This is a genomic window from Acetobacter garciniae, from assembly GCF_017377735.1.
GTDB classification, from domain to species: Bacteria; Pseudomonadota; Alphaproteobacteria; order Acetobacterales; family Acetobacteraceae; genus Acetobacter; species Acetobacter garciniae.
Genome location: NZ_JAFVMH010000005.1, coordinates 1 through 17,454 on the forward strand (window position 1 = coordinate 1; position 17,454 = coordinate 17,454).

Annotated in this window: 20 protein-coding genes and 1 pseudogene; 15 read left to right on the top strand and 6 right to left on the bottom strand. The window is 62.3% G+C overall.

Annotated features, from left to right (window positions below):
• Window positions 1–238, top strand: a pseudogene (locus J2D77_RS10520) (hypothetical protein); the annotation flags it as partial.
• Window positions 239–315: 77 nt separating this feature from the next.
• Here J2D77_RS10520 and J2D77_RS10525 read toward each other — a convergent pair.
• Window positions 316–609 carry an HU family DNA-binding protein gene (locus J2D77_RS10525; protein ID WP_207846461.1) on the bottom strand — a complete coding sequence of 98 codons (294 nt, stop codon included), beginning with the start codon at window positions 607–609 and terminating at the stop codon, window positions 316–318.
• A gap of 74 nt (window positions 610–683) precedes the next feature.
• On the opposite strand from J2D77_RS10525, the gene J2D77_RS10530 reads away from it, so the two are divergent.
• Together J2D77_RS10530 and J2D77_RS10535 are read left to right on the top strand one after the other, a co-directional pair.
• Window positions 684–1,763: a DUF7146 domain-containing protein gene (locus J2D77_RS10530; protein ID WP_207846259.1), complete on the top strand. Its 1,080-nt coding sequence runs from the start codon at window positions 684–686 to the stop codon at window positions 1,761–1,763.
• 321 nt (window positions 1,764–2,084) lie between these two features.
• Complete coding sequence (locus J2D77_RS10535; RefSeq protein ID WP_207846260.1) at window positions 2,085–3,020, top strand: DUF2493 domain-containing protein; 936 nt, start codon at window positions 2,085–2,087, stop codon at window positions 3,018–3,020.
• 13 nt (window positions 3,021–3,033) lie between these two features.
• Here the strand turns inward: J2D77_RS10535 and J2D77_RS10540 are convergent, their stop codons facing one another.
• A complete protein-coding gene (locus J2D77_RS10540; RefSeq protein WP_207846261.1) occupies window positions 3,034–3,855 on the bottom strand; it encodes a hypothetical protein in 822 nt (273 codons plus the stop codon).
• Window positions 3,856–4,380: 525 nt separating this feature from the next.
• Between J2D77_RS10540 and J2D77_RS10545 the strand changes: the two genes are divergently transcribed.
• The 12 genes from J2D77_RS10545 to J2D77_RS10600 all read left to right on the top strand — a co-directional run bounded on the left by J2D77_RS10545 (window position 4,381) and on the right by J2D77_RS10600 (window position 12,134).
• Window positions 4,381–4,596: a hypothetical protein gene (locus J2D77_RS10545; RefSeq protein WP_207846262.1), complete on the top strand. Its 216-nt coding sequence runs from the start codon at window positions 4,381–4,383 to the stop codon at window positions 4,594–4,596.
• Between the two features lie 18 nt (window positions 4,597–4,614).
• A complete protein-coding gene (locus J2D77_RS10550) occupies window positions 4,615–4,938 on the top strand; it encodes a DUF736 domain-containing protein (protein WP_006560122.1) in 324 nt (107 codons plus the stop codon).
• 339 nt (window positions 4,939–5,277) lie between these two features.
• On the top strand, window positions 5,278–5,415 hold the full coding sequence (locus tag J2D77_RS10555) for a hypothetical protein (protein WP_207846263.1): 138 nt from the start codon (window positions 5,278–5,280) through the stop codon (window positions 5,413–5,415).
• A 319-nt stretch (window positions 5,416–5,734) separates the two neighbouring features.
• Window positions 5,735–5,953: a transcriptional regulator domain-containing protein gene (locus tag J2D77_RS10560; protein ID WP_207846264.1), complete on the top strand. Its 219-nt coding sequence runs from the start codon at window positions 5,735–5,737 to the stop codon at window positions 5,951–5,953.
• Window positions 5,954–6,011: 58 nt separating this feature from the next.
• Window positions 6,012–6,545, top strand: coding sequence for a DUF2285 domain-containing protein (locus J2D77_RS10565; RefSeq protein ID WP_207846265.1), 534 nt, complete (start codon window positions 6,012–6,014; stop codon window positions 6,543–6,545).
• A gap of 127 nt (window positions 6,546–6,672) precedes the next feature.
• Window positions 6,673–6,948 carry a helix-turn-helix transcriptional regulator gene (locus tag J2D77_RS10570; protein ID WP_207846266.1) on the top strand — a complete coding sequence of 92 codons (276 nt, stop codon included), beginning with the start codon at window positions 6,673–6,675 and terminating at the stop codon, window positions 6,946–6,948.
• A complete protein-coding gene (locus J2D77_RS10575; RefSeq protein ID WP_207846267.1) occupies window positions 6,945–7,748 on the top strand; it encodes a replication initiator protein A in 804 nt (267 codons plus the stop codon). Before J2D77_RS10570 ends, J2D77_RS10575 begins: the two co-directional genes overlap by 4 nt.
• Window positions 7,749–8,088: 340 nt before the next feature.
• Entirely contained in the window at window positions 8,089–8,565 is a 477-nt protein-coding gene (locus tag J2D77_RS10580; protein ID WP_141302040.1) for a DUF2840 domain-containing protein, read from the top strand.
• Window positions 8,562–9,119: a S26 family signal peptidase gene (locus J2D77_RS10585; RefSeq protein ID WP_207846268.1), complete on the top strand. Its 558-nt coding sequence runs from the start codon at window positions 8,562–8,564 to the stop codon at window positions 9,117–9,119. Before J2D77_RS10580 ends, J2D77_RS10585 begins: the two co-directional genes overlap by 4 nt.
• Before the next feature lies 1 nt (window position 9,120).
• The gene (locus J2D77_RS10590; protein WP_207846269.1) at window positions 9,121–9,462 is read left to right on the top strand and encodes a DUF736 domain-containing protein; all 342 of its coding nucleotides are present in this window, start codon (window positions 9,121–9,123) and stop codon (window positions 9,460–9,462) included.
• On the top strand, window positions 9,459–10,163 hold the full coding sequence (locus J2D77_RS10595; RefSeq protein WP_207846270.1) for a lytic transglycosylase domain-containing protein: 705 nt from the start codon (window positions 9,459–9,461) through the stop codon (window positions 10,161–10,163). The genes J2D77_RS10590 and J2D77_RS10595 overlap by 4 nt, the downstream gene beginning before the upstream one ends.
• Window positions 10,164–10,391: 228 nt before the next feature.
• Window positions 10,392–12,134, top strand: coding sequence for a relaxase/mobilization nuclease domain-containing protein (locus J2D77_RS10600; protein WP_207846271.1), 1,743 nt, complete (start codon window positions 10,392–10,394; stop codon window positions 12,132–12,134).
• Window positions 12,135–12,161: 27 nt separating this feature from the next.
• Here the strand turns inward: J2D77_RS10600 and J2D77_RS10605 are convergent, their stop codons facing one another.
• The 4 genes from J2D77_RS10605 to exbD all read right to left on the bottom strand — a co-directional run bounded on the left by J2D77_RS10605 (window position 12,162) and on the right by exbD (window position 17,454).
• On the bottom strand, window positions 12,162–15,425 hold the full coding sequence (locus tag J2D77_RS10605; RefSeq protein ID WP_207846272.1) for an efflux RND transporter permease subunit: 3,264 nt from the start codon (window positions 15,423–15,425) through the stop codon (window positions 12,162–12,164).
• Between the two features lie 111 nt (window positions 15,426–15,536).
• Complete coding sequence (locus J2D77_RS10610) at window positions 15,537–16,037, bottom strand: Fur family transcriptional regulator (protein WP_207846273.1); 501 nt, start codon at window positions 16,035–16,037, stop codon at window positions 15,537–15,539.
• A 56-nt stretch (window positions 16,038–16,093) separates the two neighbouring features.
• On the bottom strand, window positions 16,094–16,966 hold the full coding sequence (locus J2D77_RS10615; protein ID WP_407927100.1) for an energy transducer TonB family protein: 873 nt from the start codon (window positions 16,964–16,966) through the stop codon (window positions 16,094–16,096).
• On the bottom strand, window positions 16,963–17,454 hold the full coding sequence (gene exbD, locus J2D77_RS10620) for a TonB system transport protein ExbD (RefSeq protein WP_207846274.1): 492 nt from the start codon (window positions 17,452–17,454) through the stop codon (window positions 16,963–16,965). Before exbD ends, J2D77_RS10615 begins: the two co-directional genes overlap by 4 nt.

Genomic DNA, 17,454 nt, shown 5'->3' on the forward strand with positions numbered 1-17,454 from the left:
CCGGGCGTTGGTGGCGAAGACCGACGACGATCGGGAAACCTTCCTGCGGCGTCGTGGGTTCTCCAAACCGGAAACCACGAAAATCATTGAGACGGTGTTGAACGAGGAGGGACGCAAGCCCGAGAGCGTGTTCGATTTCGTGCAGGGGATAACAGCACTGGCGCGGACGAAGACTAACCAGGACGCACGACTGGATCTGGAGGGCAGGGCACGCAAACTGATGGAGAAGGTCGGATGAATGCGTCCATCATCAGAGGCCAGCGTGATGGGGAAGGGGCGGCGGACAGGGTCCGCCGCCTTTCACCTGTCGGCAGGTCAGTCGTTCAGGCTGTCCTTGAGCGCCTTGGCAGGCGTGAAGGCCAGCTTGCGCGAGGCCGCGATCTGGATGGTCGCACCCGTGGCCGGGTTGCGGCCTTCGCGGGCGGCGACCTCTTTGACCTTGAACTTGCCGAAGTTCGGCAGGGTGATTTCGTCACCCGCTTTGGCAGCAGCGGTCATGGTCTCGATCAGCGCGTCCAGCACCTTGCGGGTATCGGTCCTGCTCGTGTCGGTGGTGGTGGCGATATGATCAACCAGATCGGCAATCTTCATGGGACTATCCTTCGTTATCTGTCGGGCCGAAACCCGCTGCTCCTGCCGTTACGGGGGAATTATGGCGTCTTCAAGCCTGCAGGGAGGGTGCAATGACAGACATGCCGCCATGGGATGCTGGTGATCTGGCCCGCAGGCTGGGCGAAAACGCCGAGGCGGTGTGCCGTCATTACCTCTCTGCTGGCCGACGGCACGGCAATTACTGGCTTGTCGGCGACGTTCATAACACGCCGGGACGGTCGCTCTATGTCCGCCTGCATGGTGGACCGGACGGACGTGGCCGTGCGGGCAAATGGACGGATGGCGCGACCGGGCAGCATGGCGATCTGCTTGACATCATCCGCGAAAGTTTCGGGCTGCTCGATTTTCGTGATGTTGCCGACGAGGCACGTCGTTTCCTCAGCCTGCCGCAACCGGCACCACGACCGGCCCCTGATCGCGGCCGTTCCCATGCGTTCAGCCGCGATATTTCGGGGCAGGCATCTGGCACCGCAGACGCCGCACGTCGGCTTTGGGCCATGTCCCGTCCGATCGTCGGCACGCTGGCGGAAACCTGGCTGCGGCATCGTGACCTGACGCGCCTGTCATCCCTGTCATCCCTGCGTTTTCATCCTGACTGCTATTATCGCGCCGATACCGACAGCCCGACCGAGACCTGGCCCGCGCTGATTGCCGCCGTCACCGACCTCGACGGCACTGTGACCGGGGTGCATCGCACCTGGCTGGCGCGCGACGGACGCGGTAAGGCGCCTGTCGAAATGCCGCGTCGGGCGATGGGCGACCTGCTTGGCAATGCCGTGCGCTTTGGCACGGTGTCTGACGTAATGGCGGCAGGCGAGGGCATCGAGACGGTGCTGTCGCTCCATGAGGTCATGCCCGATCTGCCGCTGGCCGCCTGCCTGTCCTCGGCGCATCTCGCCGCCATGGCGTTTCCGGCCACGCTGCGCCGCCTCTACGTGCTGCGTGATGACGACCTGGCCGGGGATCATGCAGTAGCGACCTTGATGGCCCGGACGCAGGAAGCCGGGATCGAATGCCTCGTGCTGTCACCGCGTCTGGCGGATTTTAACGATGATCTCCGCTACCTCGGGCGTAGCGCTATGCGGGCGATCCTGCATCCCCAGCTTGCCCCGCAGGACGTGGTGCGGTTTCTGCAACCCGTTGCGCACTGAGGCGGGCCGGGAAGGGGGTGTGAGATCCGTCTTCTTTCCCGTGTGGCGCGGGGCTGTCCTGTTTCCGGATGGGGCGCGCCCGCAGCCTTTCTGGAAGGGGAGCGGGCGTCAGCCAGGCCGGCCCTACAATGGCGGAGCCGGCTATTTTCCGCCGCGCGGGACTGCGTCCGCGCTTTGCATCGCGAAGCAAAATAGCCGGCTCCCTGCCATCCTCCACTGCGTTCCGGCCGCGCGCTGCGCGGTTCCGGCCCGGCCTTCGTCTGCCGCTATCCGCCCCCGGAAAGGCCGCGAGGGGCGCGGCCAGAACCGGAGGACAGACCCATGACCCGCACACCGGACGATTTTGAACCCGCACACGCCACCTCTTCCACCGCCCACGTGCTGGCCGAACTCCAGCTTTACGGCCACCGTCCCTTCGAGGATGAGCCGGACGCGAGGCCGTTGCCCGACGCCAGCCAGATCGAGGGCGCGGTCGCCGATATCTTCGACGCGCTGTCCGCCACGCTGACCGACACGCGGCTGGAACCCGATCTCGAACCGCTGCTCTGGTCCACGGTCAACGTCTTCCATCGCATGGTCGGGCAGGTGGAGCGTGATCTTGACCGCAACGAGCAGGCGCAGAAACGCAGCCAGCAGGAACAGGATGGCAGTGATATCCGCTCGGTGGAACTGGAACGCCTCATTGCCGAGGGGCTGACTTTGCTGGAGCGACGCAACGCTTACGAGATCTTCCGCGACCTCGCCTGCGACCAGTTCGAACGCCTGACCCTATCGCCCTGGCGGCCACGTTCCGGCTCGCTGGTCAGCCGCAGCACCCTGACGGCCTCCATGATCGACAGCCGTGATTTCCTCAACGCTCGCCGCAAGGCCGAAACCGAACTGCTCGTGCCGGCCGGCCCCAAGATCGCGGTCACGGGCGGCCCTGATTACGAGGACCACCATCTGATCTGGAACCGTCTCGACAAGGTGCGCGAGAAGCATCCCGACATGGTGCTGTTGCATGGCGGTTCACCCAAGGGGGCGGAATTCATTGCCTCCCGCTGGGCCGATCATCGTGATGTCGCGCAGATTGCCTTCAAACCTGACTGGAACCGGCATGGCAAGGCCGCCCCGTTCCGGCGCAACGACGCTCTGCTGAAAGTCCTGCCCATCGGCGTCATGGTGTTCCCCGGATCGGGCATTCAGGACAATCTGGCCGACAAGGCCAAGCAGATGGGCATTCCGGTCTGGAGGTTCCACAGGGAGGCTGGCGCGTGAGCGTTTATTCAAACTATTTTGATTGAGAGGGATGAATGATCAATCCACGTAAATTTGTGTCGTCCGGTTGCAGAAATTGATATGCAGTATGTTTGGCGTTTATTGCTGGAATGACGCCGCGCCAAAAGAACAACACCTGTTGTCCAACGTAGTCGGCCAAGTTGTTTAGACAAGGGTTTCTAATAGGCACATCAAAGCGCAATGGCAAACTTTCGCCATTGAACAAAAACCGTTTTATGGACGACAAAAAGTAATAATGTTTGCCCCGAGAGACTGTGGCGTCTCCGTAGATGATATGATTTTCACAGTCCAGAATATTTATATCGTTTTGTAAATATCGTATATATGTAAATGCAGATTTGTAATTCCATTGATGGTCGTTAATAGTCAGAGAATGAGCTTCCCGCTCGGTTTCGGGTATCTTGAACCATGTGTCGACAATTTTCGACATCGTAGCAGGATAAAGTGGGCGAGATGCTTTTGCCGTACGGGACAATGCGATTAATTGTTCTTTTGAAGGAGGTATTCGCCGTTGTGGGCGTGGTGGCATACCGAGACAGTTCGGTATTGGGGTCGGAGGTAATATACTAGGTTTCGGTTTGGCTTCCCCGGGTTGAAGAGGATCAGAGTGACTTTCCGCTTCGTTAGGGCATCCAGTTACATGTCCCTCCTCCGCATAGAAAAACGTATTCTTGATTGTCTTTGGGTAAACTCTGACAAGGCAATGCTCGTCCGGACAAAAGCAACTGAGGCGTCTGTCTTTTTCTGCATAAGAGACATGTATTTTACTCTGGGTTTCCCAACAGAGTGCCTCCACCATCAACTCTTTCCGCACGGTCTTTCCTATCCTGACTGTGACGCGAATTATAGTATATTACTTATTACTGCGTGTGGTTGATAGGTTCAGTTGGATTTTAACCACGACCTGACAGGATAGTGTATTTGGGGTGCGCACTCTACTCGCACCCCGGAAGGCCCCGCCCAGAGAGATCGGGGGCGGAGTGTGACCTCTTTCACCGTTCTCGCTGCGGGGACGATGGATGAGGGAGGCGATGGCTCCCTTCCTCGTCGGTGAACCGGTCGAAACAGCAGCGGCGAAAGAAGGATCGTCCAGCGGGCAACTGGCTGGCCAGCCTTCGTTGGAACGATGGGGCCATAGGATGCGGCCCGAACCGTTCGCAGTAGAGACGCGGCAGTCGGGGCAGGTATCAGGCCGCAGCCCGCGCCATCAGCATGGAAGACGGTCGCACCGGTCGAGCGCGATATTCTCCTATGTCGCACGTTCCCCACCTGTCGGACCGGTCATGCCGGCATCCTATCTTCTGGGGCTGTCGGGTCCGCACACCATGGCCTCTGTCGGATGGCTGATCTAGCCGAAGACCGGCTGCGCCTCGATCGGCTGGCCGCAACGGCGTTCCGGAACTTTCTTCCCCTGCCGGCTGCGCCGTCATTCCTCGCGAGCCAAGAAAGTTCTGGTCCTGCCGTCCTCCGCTGCGCTGCGGCCCTGAAGGGTGCTCTGCCGCTCGCCTCCGGCTGGTCGATCGCCATCGAGGCCACGGTGGTCGCGGCCCGATAACAGCATGGAGATACGACAATGGCTAACATCGGTTCCTTCAAGAAGGTGGGCGAGGGCTTTGAAGGCGAAATCGTCACCCTGGCCCTGCAGGCCCGCAATGTCCGCCTGGTGGCCGAGACCAACCGCGCCAACGACAACGCCCCCAACTACCGCGTCTATCTCGGGCGCGTGGAACTGGGCGCCGCATGGACCCGCCGCTCCAGCGAAGGCCGCACCTATCTGAGCCTGAAGCTGGACGATCCTTCTTTCGCCGCCCCGATCTTCGCCAACCTGTTCACCGACGAGGAAGGCGAGGGCTACTCCCTCATCTGGACCCGGCCGCGCAGCCGGAACGGGGACTGAACCTCCCACGACCAACCCCGCCCGGTCTCTCCGGGCGGGGCCTTCCGGGTTTTCTGGCGGGCTCTTTCAGGGCGCGGGCGATCGTGCTGGTCGCCCGACGTGAGACGCAGGAGGAACATGAGGCTTTCCCTCAGCCTTCCCATTGTACCATGCGCGAGGGCGCACCGCGTCAAGGACGCGCGGTGCCCCCAATTTTGCCCGACGCACCCGTGCCGGGCGCGCCAGACAAAATCGGCTCCCCCACGCGCCGGCGAGCCGGTCGCCTGCGGCGCTCCCTGACCCGGTCCGCCCCGGCATGAGCCGTCCGTCCTGTCTTCGAGAAACGAAAGGAGCAGGACGATGACCACGCGACACGACCATATCCAGATGCTGCGCGCCGAACTGACCAGCTTTCACCTCAGCCGTCGCGAGCGCCGACAGATCGAGCACGAACTCAAAGAGGCGCTTGCCCGACGCGATGCCGAGCCCCCCGCCTGACGGGGGACTTCCGGTTTGCAGGGCAGACTTATCGGTCAGTTGGAACAGGCAGGATCATGAGACATCACGACCCTGTCAGAATGCGCTGGTGTGGCATGGCACCGACCTCTCTGGCGATACGGCCTCTTTCAGCCCCGAACTCCCTTTTTCGTCGCGATAACTATAGCCATCATCCAAGCCCCCATGCCCGGAAGGCAGCGTTAGGCGTCATTTCCGTTACGGTTATGTATCGTGATGGTCATGCACTGCCTTTCTCACGGTATCTCCCTCCGTCTCTCGCCAGACCGGTAATTCTGGCCACAGATGGGAGGAGTCCGTCATGGTCGAGCACCTGGAATGGCACGATCCACGCTTCCGCGAGCATCTGCGTCTGCTCAATGGTCCCGGACTGGCACAGGAACTGCTGCGGCATATCCCTGCTTATGTGACCGGATACCACCATCTTCGCCAGCACCTCGATACACTTACGGACCTTCGGGTACGCTATGAACTGGCGGGCGATTTCGCTCACCACTGGGGGTTATCCTGTTCCGGCTGATCCGGATATTCCCGCATGGATCAAGCCTGCATTATGGAGCCCTGAAGTCTATCCGGGTGTGACAATTCTTGTCGAAGCCCCTGAAGACTTTCACGTTCGCACGATCCCCGCGCGCTTTATTCACGGGGCATCCCCGATGGAACAGCAGCCCGGTATCCTTGTCGTTGTCATCTCGCCCGATGATGGTGCCCATCATCTGCAGATACAGGGATGGGCGGCGTCTGCCCGTCCTGCAGCACTCATCCCTCTGGACGGCGCTGAGGAAATCCGTATTGCAGAACTGCGACGTTTTCTGAAACGTCTCACCGGTGCATCTGTTCCCGGCCTGCCACGCTCGCTCTCGCTCCGGCCCTACCATGTCTGGCGGATGGCCGATGTCATCTGCGCATATGCCGGGCGTATGGCCGGGGCCTCGCAGCGTGAGATCGGCCGGGTTCTGGATCCGTCCGTCCGCACCATGAATGCCCGGCAGTGGGATACATCGTCCCAGCGTGCGCGTGTCGGACGCCTGCTGAAGCGGGCTACACGTCTCGCTGACCGACGCGAATATGTCTCCCTCCTGCGACCGGGCCGTTTCCGTCTGCGCGTGTGATTTTGACGAATCCTGCTTTCGCGACAGGACCGTACGCGCCAAAGGAACGGTCGTTTTTCGCACGTCTCCCGCACGACAATTATTGCCGAAGCTCCGCGTGGTTACGCCCGAACAGACGGAGGCCGACATGACGATCTCACCTCCGCGTCAGGACAGTTTCCTGCGCGAGCAGCTTCTCACCACGCCACAGGCAGCCCACAAACTCAACATCTCGCCACGCACGCTGGAGCGCTACCGCTGTCGTGGCAGCGGCCCGATCTTTCGCAAGATGGGCGGGCGCGTGCTCTATCACGTCGATGATATCCGCGTGTGGGTCGAGAATGTGGCCTGCCGCTCCACGTCCGAGACGGCCTACGAGGTCGCCCGCATGCTTGGCAGCCGCAAGCACGGGAGGGGGCCATGATATCCCTTCCCGTATCGCGACCTATCACGCCATGTCTGCTGATCGACCTCATGTCGTGGCCATTCTTCAGTCTCAGCAAGTCGCCGCGGCACGTGCCGGTCAGCTTTCGCATGGGCCACGTCATCATGCACGTAGCCGGACGCGATGATACGCCCATGGCGACGATATGGGATGCGGATATCCTGATCTGGGCCGTTTCGACCCTTGTTGCCGCCCGGCGGCGGGGACAGCCTCTGTCGCCGCACGTCCGGGGCAGCATGCGCGACGTCCTGCGTTTTCTCGACCGGGGCGAGACGTCCGCCCGTTACGCGCGGCTGCGGGCGGGACTGGAACGGCTTGCTGATACCCGTGTCACGACATCCCTGCGTCAGACCCGGGAAGGTGCGCTGGGGTTTTCGTGGATTGTCGCCTGGCAGGAACGACGGGGCGAACTTGATCTCATTCTCCCGCAATGGCTGTGCGATGCGGTCGGTCGCCGGGCGGTCCTCGACCTTGATCCGCGTTATTTCGCGCTGACCGGTGGCTTTGAACGCTGGCTCTACCTTCTCGTGCGGCGGCATGCCGGTCGCCAGAAAGAGGGCTGGGCCTTTGATCTGCCGCACCTGCACGAGAAATCGGCCTCGCGTTCGCCCTATCCCCGCTTCGTCTTTGAGATCCGTCGCCTCGTCACGGCAGACAGCCTGCCGGGCTATCGGCTGCGGCTGGAGGCGCCGTCGGGGGACGTTCCGGTGCTTCATTTCATGCCTGCTTCCGAAACTTATCCACATGGAATTGTGGATAACCATGTGGAGGACTCGTGATGCCATTCGGCCTATCAGGAATCGATTTCCCGGCCTATCGGGAATGGGATGTTGCGATAGTCGATTGTTATAAAAGGAGAAAATCGCGCTCTCTAAGAGTACTAAATATTATAACTATTCAGTACTTGTACACCGCGCCAGGGCGCGCGCGTGAGTCCTCGAATACCATAAAAACCGCTGGATTCTTCTCGACATTTCCCGACAGTCCTGCGCCACGCCACGACTTTTTGAGAACAGGCTTTCTGCTCGGGAAGCGACCCGTTTGTGGCGGCAGGCGGTCCGTCGTGATGCAGCACCAATGCACGGCCAACGTCCGTCCCTCCGTCGTAGGAGGACACGCATGAACCACGCATCTCGCGAGGTGATGACGCATCTCGAACTGACCTGGCTGGAAAAGCGCATCGAACAGTGGCTGCGCTTCGGTCATGCGCTGGAAACGCAACCGATCGATCGTTATCGCCGCCGTCTGTGTTTTGCGCCGGGCGCCGTGTTCGCCCTGCTGCGCTGGACACAGGCGGAGTGCGGGGCGGCAGCCTGCTGCATCGATATCGTGCGCGCACCCCATGCGGGTGAGCCTCGGGAACGCCTGCCTTTTGTGCCGACGGGTGCGGAACGTCTGCTGCATCGCAGCGGCTGGATGCAGGTCCGGACCGTTCTGGCTGTCATCGATGCGCTGGAACGGCGCCGGATCAATCCCGTGCATGTCTGTCCATCCTACTGGCAGCAGCTTGCCAACGGTCTGCGGGAAGGCGGCATCGTGCCGTCCTACACGACCGCCCGGCATGAGGCATGGTTGTGTGGGAGGACCGTGCCATGACGCGTAGGGGCTGGTTCTTCACCACCTATTTTGCAGCGCTGGGCGTGGGCCTGTCGATGGCCCTGCATCCGGTGCCATGCCTGATCTGGAACGTTACGGCCAGTGTGCCAATGGGGCTGTATCGCCTGCACCCCGAACGCTTGCCTCATGTCGGGGATCTGGTGGCGCTTCGTCTGCCGGAAGGCGATGCGGACAGGCTGGCGCGCGGTGACTATCTGCCGCGTGGCGTGCCGTTGCTCAAACCGGTGGCGGCGATTGGCGGACAGACGGTCTGTCGCACGGGAAGTCATATCGTCGTCGATGGACTGGGTGTCGGCGAGGCACTGACCACTGATCATCGCGGGCGTCCATTGCCTGTCTGGCAGGGCTGTCACCGTCTCGATGCGCGCGAAATCTTTGTGATGAACACGCACGAACCCCGCAGTCTGGACGGCCGGTATTTCGGTCCGCTTCCGGTCAGCAGCGTGATCGGGCGCGCGACCCCGCTATGGGTTGCCGCAGATTCCGTGCCTGCCGCCAGCCTTTCTTCGCCACGCTTTTTGCAGGATCACTGACATGGCCCAGATCGGACTCTTCACGCGCACGGCAGACGGTTTTTCCGGACGCCTGCGCACACTCTCGCTGGATGCCGACCTGACACTGGTGCGCATTGACACGCCGGAAGGTGGCAACGCGCCCGATTATCGCATCCATCTCGGTGATGGCAGCGACGGCCCCGAAGTCGGCGCGGGCTGGACACGCACCGGCGAACGGGCCGGCGAATACATCGTCGTGGTGCTTGATGACCCGTCGTTGGCACAGAGCGTACGCGCGACCCTGTTCCAGTCGGGCCGTGGCGGACGGGTCTGGCAACTTGTCTGGAGCCGCCCGCAGAAACGTCAGGGAGCCCGCGAATGATACGCCTGACTGCAGGAACAGGGCAAAAGGGCAGCAACTCCCATGTGTGTGCCCGCTCCATCCTGTGTCGGCTGTGCTGCACGGGACTGGCAGCGTCGCTGATATTTCTGGCACGTCCGGCCTGTGCGCAGGATATCGACGGGCTGATCCGTCAGGCCGCCCTGCGTGTCGCCCTGCCGCCGGAATGGATCCGTGCGGTGATGCAGGTGGAAAGCAGTCAGGATGCGCATGCGATCTCTGCAAAGGGCGCGATGGGTCTCATGCAGATCATGCCTGCAACGTGGCAGGGGTTGCAGCATGATCTCGGCCTCGGTGCCGATCCTTTCGATCCGCAGGACAATATCCTCGCCGGGGCCAGCTATCTCCGAATGCTGCACGACCGCTACGGGGATGCGGGCTTTCTGGCTGCCTACAATGCCGGTCCGGGGCGTTATGAAGCCCATCTCGTCACGGGGCGGCCCTTGCCGCAGGAGACGCGGGATTACGTGGCGTCCGTTGCGCAACTGCTGGACGGACGCACGTTGTCTGCAGACGTTCTGCACCACATCGACGCAACTGTTGCGCGGAATCAGCCGGAGGATACGCTGTTTGCCGGGCACGTCATATGGCGTTCGTCCGGGGCTTTCCCGCATGCCCCGAAAGCACTGGCTGACATGTCGCAGGCGTTGTTCGTGCCTGTCTCGATGGGGCCGGCACCATGACCGGGTATGCGCGGAAGCCCTCGCAGCAGAGGGGTAAGAAGGCAGGGAAACGGCGATTGTCCTGGGGATCGGGTCTCTGGGGCTTAGCGCAAGATAAAAGCCGCAAGGTGCGGCATGGTTGGGGAGGGCGGTTTTTCAGGGTTTTTCGCAAGGTCATTTTATCGTCCCAAGGTTTCTGGCGGTCTGATTGCCCTGTTTTCAATATGTTAGCGCAAGGTGCGGCCTGTCATGGCCCGCGATGACGATTTCCGGGTCAGGCCCGGTCGCATCCGCTCGACCCGTGCCCGCCAAGGCCGGTCTTTCATCGGGCGCGTGCTGGCCGCGACCAACCGGGCCGGGGGCATGGGGCGTCCAGGACCGGCAAACGGACGCAAGGGACCATCGACCTTCGGGCGGGGCAGGGGAGCGGCAGCGCGTGCCAACCGTCTCCTGTCGCGGCGCACCCGGCTTGCCATCGTCAAGGCGAGGGTGGTTCGACATGGCGCACGGGCTACATTGCGTGCCCATCTGTCCTATCTCCAGCGTGAAGGTGTCACGAAGGACGGGGAGAAGGCCCGGCTGTTCGGGGCCGAGCGCGACCATGTGCCCGCGCGTGAATTTGCCGAGCGGTGTCAGGATGACCGGCATCATTTCCGCTTCATCGTTGGACCTGAGGATGCGGTGGACATGGCGGATCTGAAAACTTTCACGCGGGAACTGATGACGCAGGCCGAGCAGGATCTCGGCACGCATCTTGACTGGGTGGCGGTCAGTCACTGGAATACCGACAACCCGCATGTCCATGTCATCGTGCGGGGCAAGGATCAGGCTGGCGAGGATCTGGTCATCTCGAAGGATTATATCCGCGAGGGCCTGCGTGCCCGTGCCCAAAATCTTGTTACCCTGGAGCTCGGGCCGCGCACTGAAAATGAAATCCGCCGGAACGTGGAGCGCCAGGTAGAGGCGGAGCGCTGGACCCAACTGGACCGGCAGTTGCAGCAGGACGCGGATCAACGCGGCATTATCGATCTGGCGCCATCTCCAGACCGGCAGCCTGACGCCTTCTCGGTTATGAAAGTCGGACGGCTGCGGCGTCTGGAGCGCATGGGTCTTGCCCATGAGGTGCGTGCCGGGCAATGGCGTCTTGATGAAACGGCGGAGGTCACCTTGCGCGAGATGGGCCAGCGCAATGACATCATCAAGCGCATCCATCGCGGTCTGAGCGAGCAGGGGATCGAACGCGCTTCAGCGTCCTGGGTGCTGGCCGGAGAGGAACTGGCCGAGCCCGTGATTGGGCGTCTGGTTGCACGCGGTCTGGATGATGAGCTGAAAGGAAACGCCTATGCCGTAATCGATGGCGTGGATGGGCGGACACATCATGTCCATCTGCCTTCGCTGGAGGCTGCTGGGGATGTCCCGCCCGGTGGTCTGGTTGAATTACGGAACTATGAGGATGGCAAGGGTCATCGACGGACCACGCTCGCTATGCGTTCGGACCTGTCGATCAGCGAACAGGTGCAGGCACGTGGCGCAACATGGCTGGACCGCCAGCTTGTCGCCCGTGATCCGGTGGCGCTGGGTGAGGCGGGCTTCGGGGCGGAGGTCCGCGATGCCCTGCGCCAGCGCAGTAACCATCTGGTCGAGCAGGGACTGGCGCGACGTGACGGTGAGAAGACCATCTATCCGCGCGGGATGATTGCCACGCTCCGGGAAAGGGAGGTCGGTGAACTGGCCCGACGGCTGGAGGCGGAGCAGGGGCTTTCCCACCAGCCATTCGATGCAGGCGAGTATGTGTCTGGGACTTATCGCCAGCGCTTCGTGCTGGCATCCGGTCGGATGGCAATGATTGATAACGGGCTTGGCTTTCAGTTGGTGCCGTGGACGCCCTCGCTGGAAAAACAGCGGGGCAGGGAAGTCTCTGGGATCGCCCGTGATGATGGCGGTGTCGACTGGTCGTTTGGGAGACGGCGGGATCAGGGTCTGGAAATCTGATGCCTCCTGTTTGCGGGAGCGGACGGCTCAGGTTCGACCTGTCCGGCCCCATCGCAGTTTCAGGCGCTGCAGGTGATCGGCGCATCGCGCCACCAGCAGATAGAGCGCTGGCGTGGTGAACATGGTCTGTGCCTGACTGACCAGCAGGCCACCGATCAGCGTGATGCCGAGCGGCTGGCGCAGCTCCATGCCGTAGCCGCCCATCAACACCAGCGGCAACGCGCCGAGGGCAGCGGCAAAGGTAGTCATGACGATGGGCCGCAGGCGCAGCAGGCAGGCCTCCCGAATGGCATCCCGTGACGTCAGGCCGCGTTCGCGTTCGGCATGGATGGCAAAATCCACCAGTAGGATCGCGTTCTTGAGCGAGATACCAGTCAGCAACAGCATGGCGATCACCGCCATGCCCGAGAACGGCAACCCGAAGAGATCGAGGGCCATGATGGCCCCGATCCCGGCCGAGGGAATGGTGGAGAGAATGGTCAGCGGATGCCACACGCTTTCATACAGCATGCCCAATGTCAGATAGACGGCAAGCACAGCGCCGATGATCAGGATCTCGCTGTCATGCGTGCTTTTGCCAACATCCCCTTCGTCGCTCTGCAACTCGCCGGTGATGCTCTCCGGCAGATGCAGGCTCCGCCATTCCTGATCAATGATCACCTGCGCCTGCGACAGGCTGACACCGGGCGCCAGTTCCAGCGCCAGCGAGGCGGAACTGGCGTAGCCGATATGGGTGACGGCCACCGGATCGAGGCTCGGTGTTATCCGGGCCACCACCGACAGCGGCACCAGCGTTTCCGCCCCGGTCGCCACGGCCGAACCGGTCGAGGCATTGGCGCCACCCGCCAGCGAATTGGCGATCTGGTTCCGAAACGCCGTTGCACTCGTGGAGGCTGTAGTGCTGGCCGTGGCTGATGTCACCACCCGGATGGTGTTGGACGCCGAACTGCCCGAGGCCGAGCCTCCCGAGGGGCTGATCCAGAACCGTTTCAGGATCTCCGGATCGCGCTGGAAGCGGTGTTCCACGGTCAGCACCACATTGTATTGCCCGTGTGTCGTATAGACGACCGAGGCCGTGGTCTGGCCCAGCGCGTCGGACAGGGTGTTGCCGATGACCTGCGGCGTGACCCCGACACGGGCGGCGGTATCGCGGTCGATCGCCAGCGTGATGCCCTGTCCCGGCGGATCGACGTCGGGGTCCACATCCGCGAATTCCGGGTGATGCCGCAGGGCTTTCGCCAGTTTCCGTGTTGCTGGTCCCAACAGCCGGTCATCCTCGCTGCGCAGGATGTAGCTGACCCCGCTGCTGTTCGATCCGACCCGCATCATGATGTTGCCCGGCGCCTGGGCATGGTATTCGGCGTGAATGTCTTTCCCCATCTTGGCGATCACGCGGGCAGCCACTTCCGCCCCCGAAGCACGCCCGGTGGACAGGTCGCACAGCGTGGCGAACACCATGCCGTGGCTGGAGCCTTCAGACGTATCGAGATAGGCGATCACATGCGTCACGACGGGATCCTCCAGCAGCACCCTGCTGAATCGCTCCAGCCGGACCTTGGTCTGGGCCAGTGAACTGCCGCTACCGCGCGATCCGCCCGAGACGATGCCGATATCCTGACGCGGAAACACGACCCTGGGCATACGGGTAAACAAAAAGACGCCCACCAGCAGGGTGAGCGGCAAAAGCAAAGCCGTCTTGCCGGGATGGCTCAGGCAGACTTCCAGGGTGCGACGATACAGGCTGCCTCTGTGTTTCTCATGGTCCAGAAAATCTGCGATATCCACTTCTGGATGCACGGCGGTTCTGTTTTCGGCAAAGCGCATGCACAGCGCCGTCAGACAGGGTGTGAGCACGCAGGACAGGACCAGCGACACCGTGACAGCGATACCCACTGTCCCGGCAAACTCCCGGAACAGCCGTCCCGTCAGGCCCGAGGCCAGCCCGATCGGCAGGAACACCGCGAGCACCGAGACGGTGATGGACAGCAGCGTGAACGCCACCTCGCTCGCCCCGGCAATGGCCGCTTCATCGATGGAAAGTCCTCGCTCGCGCATGCGGATGATGTTCTCGATCACCACGATGGCGTCATCCACCACCAGACCCGTCACAACCGTCAGCGCCATGAGCGAGAGATTGTCCAGCCCGAAGCCCGCCAGATGCATCGGCCCGAGGCTGGCGATCAGACAGCACGGCACGATGATCGCCGCCGCAACGGATGCCGTCCACGAGCGCAGGAACACCCACACCACGGCCAGTGCCAGCAGACAGGAGGCCAGCAGCGTCACCAGCGTATGATGCAGCGAGGAACGGATCACCGCCGAGCCATCCCGCGCCACCGCAATATCCGCCCCCGGCGGCATGAGCGTGCGCAGTTGTGGCAGACGGGCTTTCACCGCATCGACTATCCCGACCAGATTGGCTCCCGGCTGGGCGCGCACCATCAGCGTCAGCGCCGGTTTTCCGTCAAAGAAGGCGGCGGCATTCACGTCCTGCATGCTGTCCGTCACGGTCGCGACGTCACGTAGGAGGATGGGGCGTCCGTTCTTGTAGGCAATCACCAGATCCCGATACGCTGCGGCATGGTCGGCCTGATCGTTCACGGCCAACTGGTAGCGCTGGCCCGCCATGTCGATCACGCCCTTCGGTGTATGCGCATTGGCCGAAGCGAGTGCTGCGCGCAGGTTCTCGAACCCCATGCCGTATTTGAAGAACAGCAGCGGGTTCATCTCCACCCGCACAGCGGGCGCAGAACTGCCCATGAGCATCACATCCCCAACCCCCTGCACCTGGAGCAGCATGGGCCGCAGGGTGGTGTTCACCAGATCATACAGGTGGGACATGGGTTGCATGCCCGGTGTCACGGCGAGGATCAGCACCGGCGTCGCATTGGGGTTGGCGCGATGATAGCTCGGGTCTGACCCCGGCGTGGTTGGCAGGTCGCGCCGCGCGGCCCTTATGGCGGCTTCCACGTCCCGCGCGGCGCCATTGAGATCCCGACCCAGTTCAAACCCTAAAGAGATGGAAGTCTCCCCCCGCGTGGAGGTGGACATCATCTGCGTCACACCCGCGATATTGCCCAGATGCCGTTCCAAAGGTGCTGCCACAGTGCGGGCCATCACCTCGGGCGAGCCGCCGGCGTTGGAAGCGGAGACCGAGATCACCGGCAGGTCGACATCGGGCAGGTCCGAGACCGGAAGATGGGGCAGCGCCATCAGTCCGGACAGCACGGCGGAGAGCAGCAGCAGCGTTGTCGCCACCGGGCGACGGACAAACCAGGCGATAAATTTCAAGGAAGATGTCCCGTCCCTGCGGGAGGGCTCACTCTATAAGACGATCGATGCGGGTATTTTTTCAAAGGAGAACGAAAAAATCTTCGTTTCTTTTTAGCGGGCTTTCAAATCCTACCCGGCTGACGACGTGACCGTGATGGCCGCACCCTGTACGGCCAGTCCATGCTCGGCGGCCACCCGGCGCAACAACGTCGCCACTTCCGGTGCGTGACACGCAATCTTCCGTCCCGTCCCCGCTTCCACAAAGGTAATCGCGAGCGCTGCCCTCGGCTCCGGAGCCACACTGTAGAGCCATTGCCGGTCGGGCGTGACATCGCGGCGCAGGATGCCCCGCTCCACAAAGAGATTCAGATTGCGCTGGATCGAACCCTGTGAGGGAACGTGTCCCTGCTCCATGATCCGGCCGAGCGTTTTCCATATCTCCACCGCGGTCGCACGTGATCCAGCTTCCAGAATGCCGTGAAACAGGATGCGCCGCAGATCGGTCATTTTGATGCCGACCTCCTCGCTGCGTTCTTCCAGGCTACGCACGGCGCTGCGGCTGGCGCCCATGCCGGGGCGGATTTCATTCAGGGACGGTGAAGAACGGCGATGTTCGGAGAAGGCGGGCATGGGTTTGATCCTGTCACGATCAGAGAAAGGGAATGGGAGCCAGAACGGAAAAAATCTCAGTTTCCGCCAGTGTGGATGTAGAACTCGACGGGGACCGTCAGGGTGATGGGATCCCCAGCAACACTGTCCGGCGGGATGGGCAGCGGCTGAGCACGTTTTGGGAGAGCGACTGCCTCCTGGTCCAGCAGAGGATGGCCAGAAGAGCTGGCGAGTGTCACCGAAAGCACATGACCTTTGCGGTCCATGGAGAAGGTCACCGTTGGCACGCCTTCCTGATGATCGGCCATGGCGTCGGACGGATAGCGCTTGAACTTTTCAAGCTGCGCCAGCAAAGCCCCCTGCCAGGTCACCGGATCGTGCGAGGCTTTTGAAGACGACGCACCGGGAGCCGGGGCAACCTGTGCGGGAGCCGGAGGCGCTTCCGAAGAAGGCGGTGCTGTTGTCGCCTCGGCCGGTGGCGTCTTGTCCGGGATCGGCTTTTTGAGCATCGGCACCGGCTTATGTTTCTTGACCAGCTTCTTTGGCTTTTCGGGCTTGGGAACTGGCACCGATGGATTGGGCGCGGGTGAAGGTGGTGCTGTGATCTTGGGCGGTTCGACCGGGGCCGGATCCGGGATGGACTGGGTCTGCTGCGGCCCCGGCGGCAGATCAGTCGGCGGGGTTGGTGTGGATACCGGCTCGGGGGCCATGTCGATGGCAATCGCAGCCGGTGGTGGTTCGGGCACGGCCATGACTGGCGGGGGCAGCCGCATGACCCACCATACCACCCCACCACTGACGGCGAGCACGGCGAGGAACGACAGGCCCCAGCGCAGGGCGTCCTCACGCCGGGCCAGACGAAGCTGCCCGCGCTGCCAGTCGGCAAAGGACATGACCGAGTTTTCGACAGCCTCACCCTGCCCCTGCATCATGTCTGCGGTGCTGCTCACGGTGTCCTTCCGGATGCTGCGGTAGGAGGCGCATTACTGGGCGGCACGGGCGTTGAACCGGCTTCGCTCCCTTCTTCCTGTCCCTGAAGGTTGACCAGAGCGACCTTGAGGTATCCCGCAGTGCGCAGCTTATCCATCACGCCCATCAGCGTGCCGTAATCGACCGTCTTGTCGGCGCGCAGGAAGATGCGCTCATCCTTGTTGCCCTTGGTCGCAGTTTCCAGCGCACCGGGAAGAGCATCGGTGCTGACGTCAGCCTCCCCCAACGCGAGACCATGATCGGCTTTTACTGTCAGGAATACCGGATCATCGGGGCGCGGTGTGGGTTTCTCCGACGAGGACGGCAGGTCCACCGGCACATTCACGGTGGTCAACGGAGCCGTGACCATGAAGATCACCAGCAGGACCAGCATCACGTCGATAAACGGCGTGACGTTGATCTCGCTCGCCTCGTGCGGACTCTCATCGGTGTGGCGGATACGGATCAT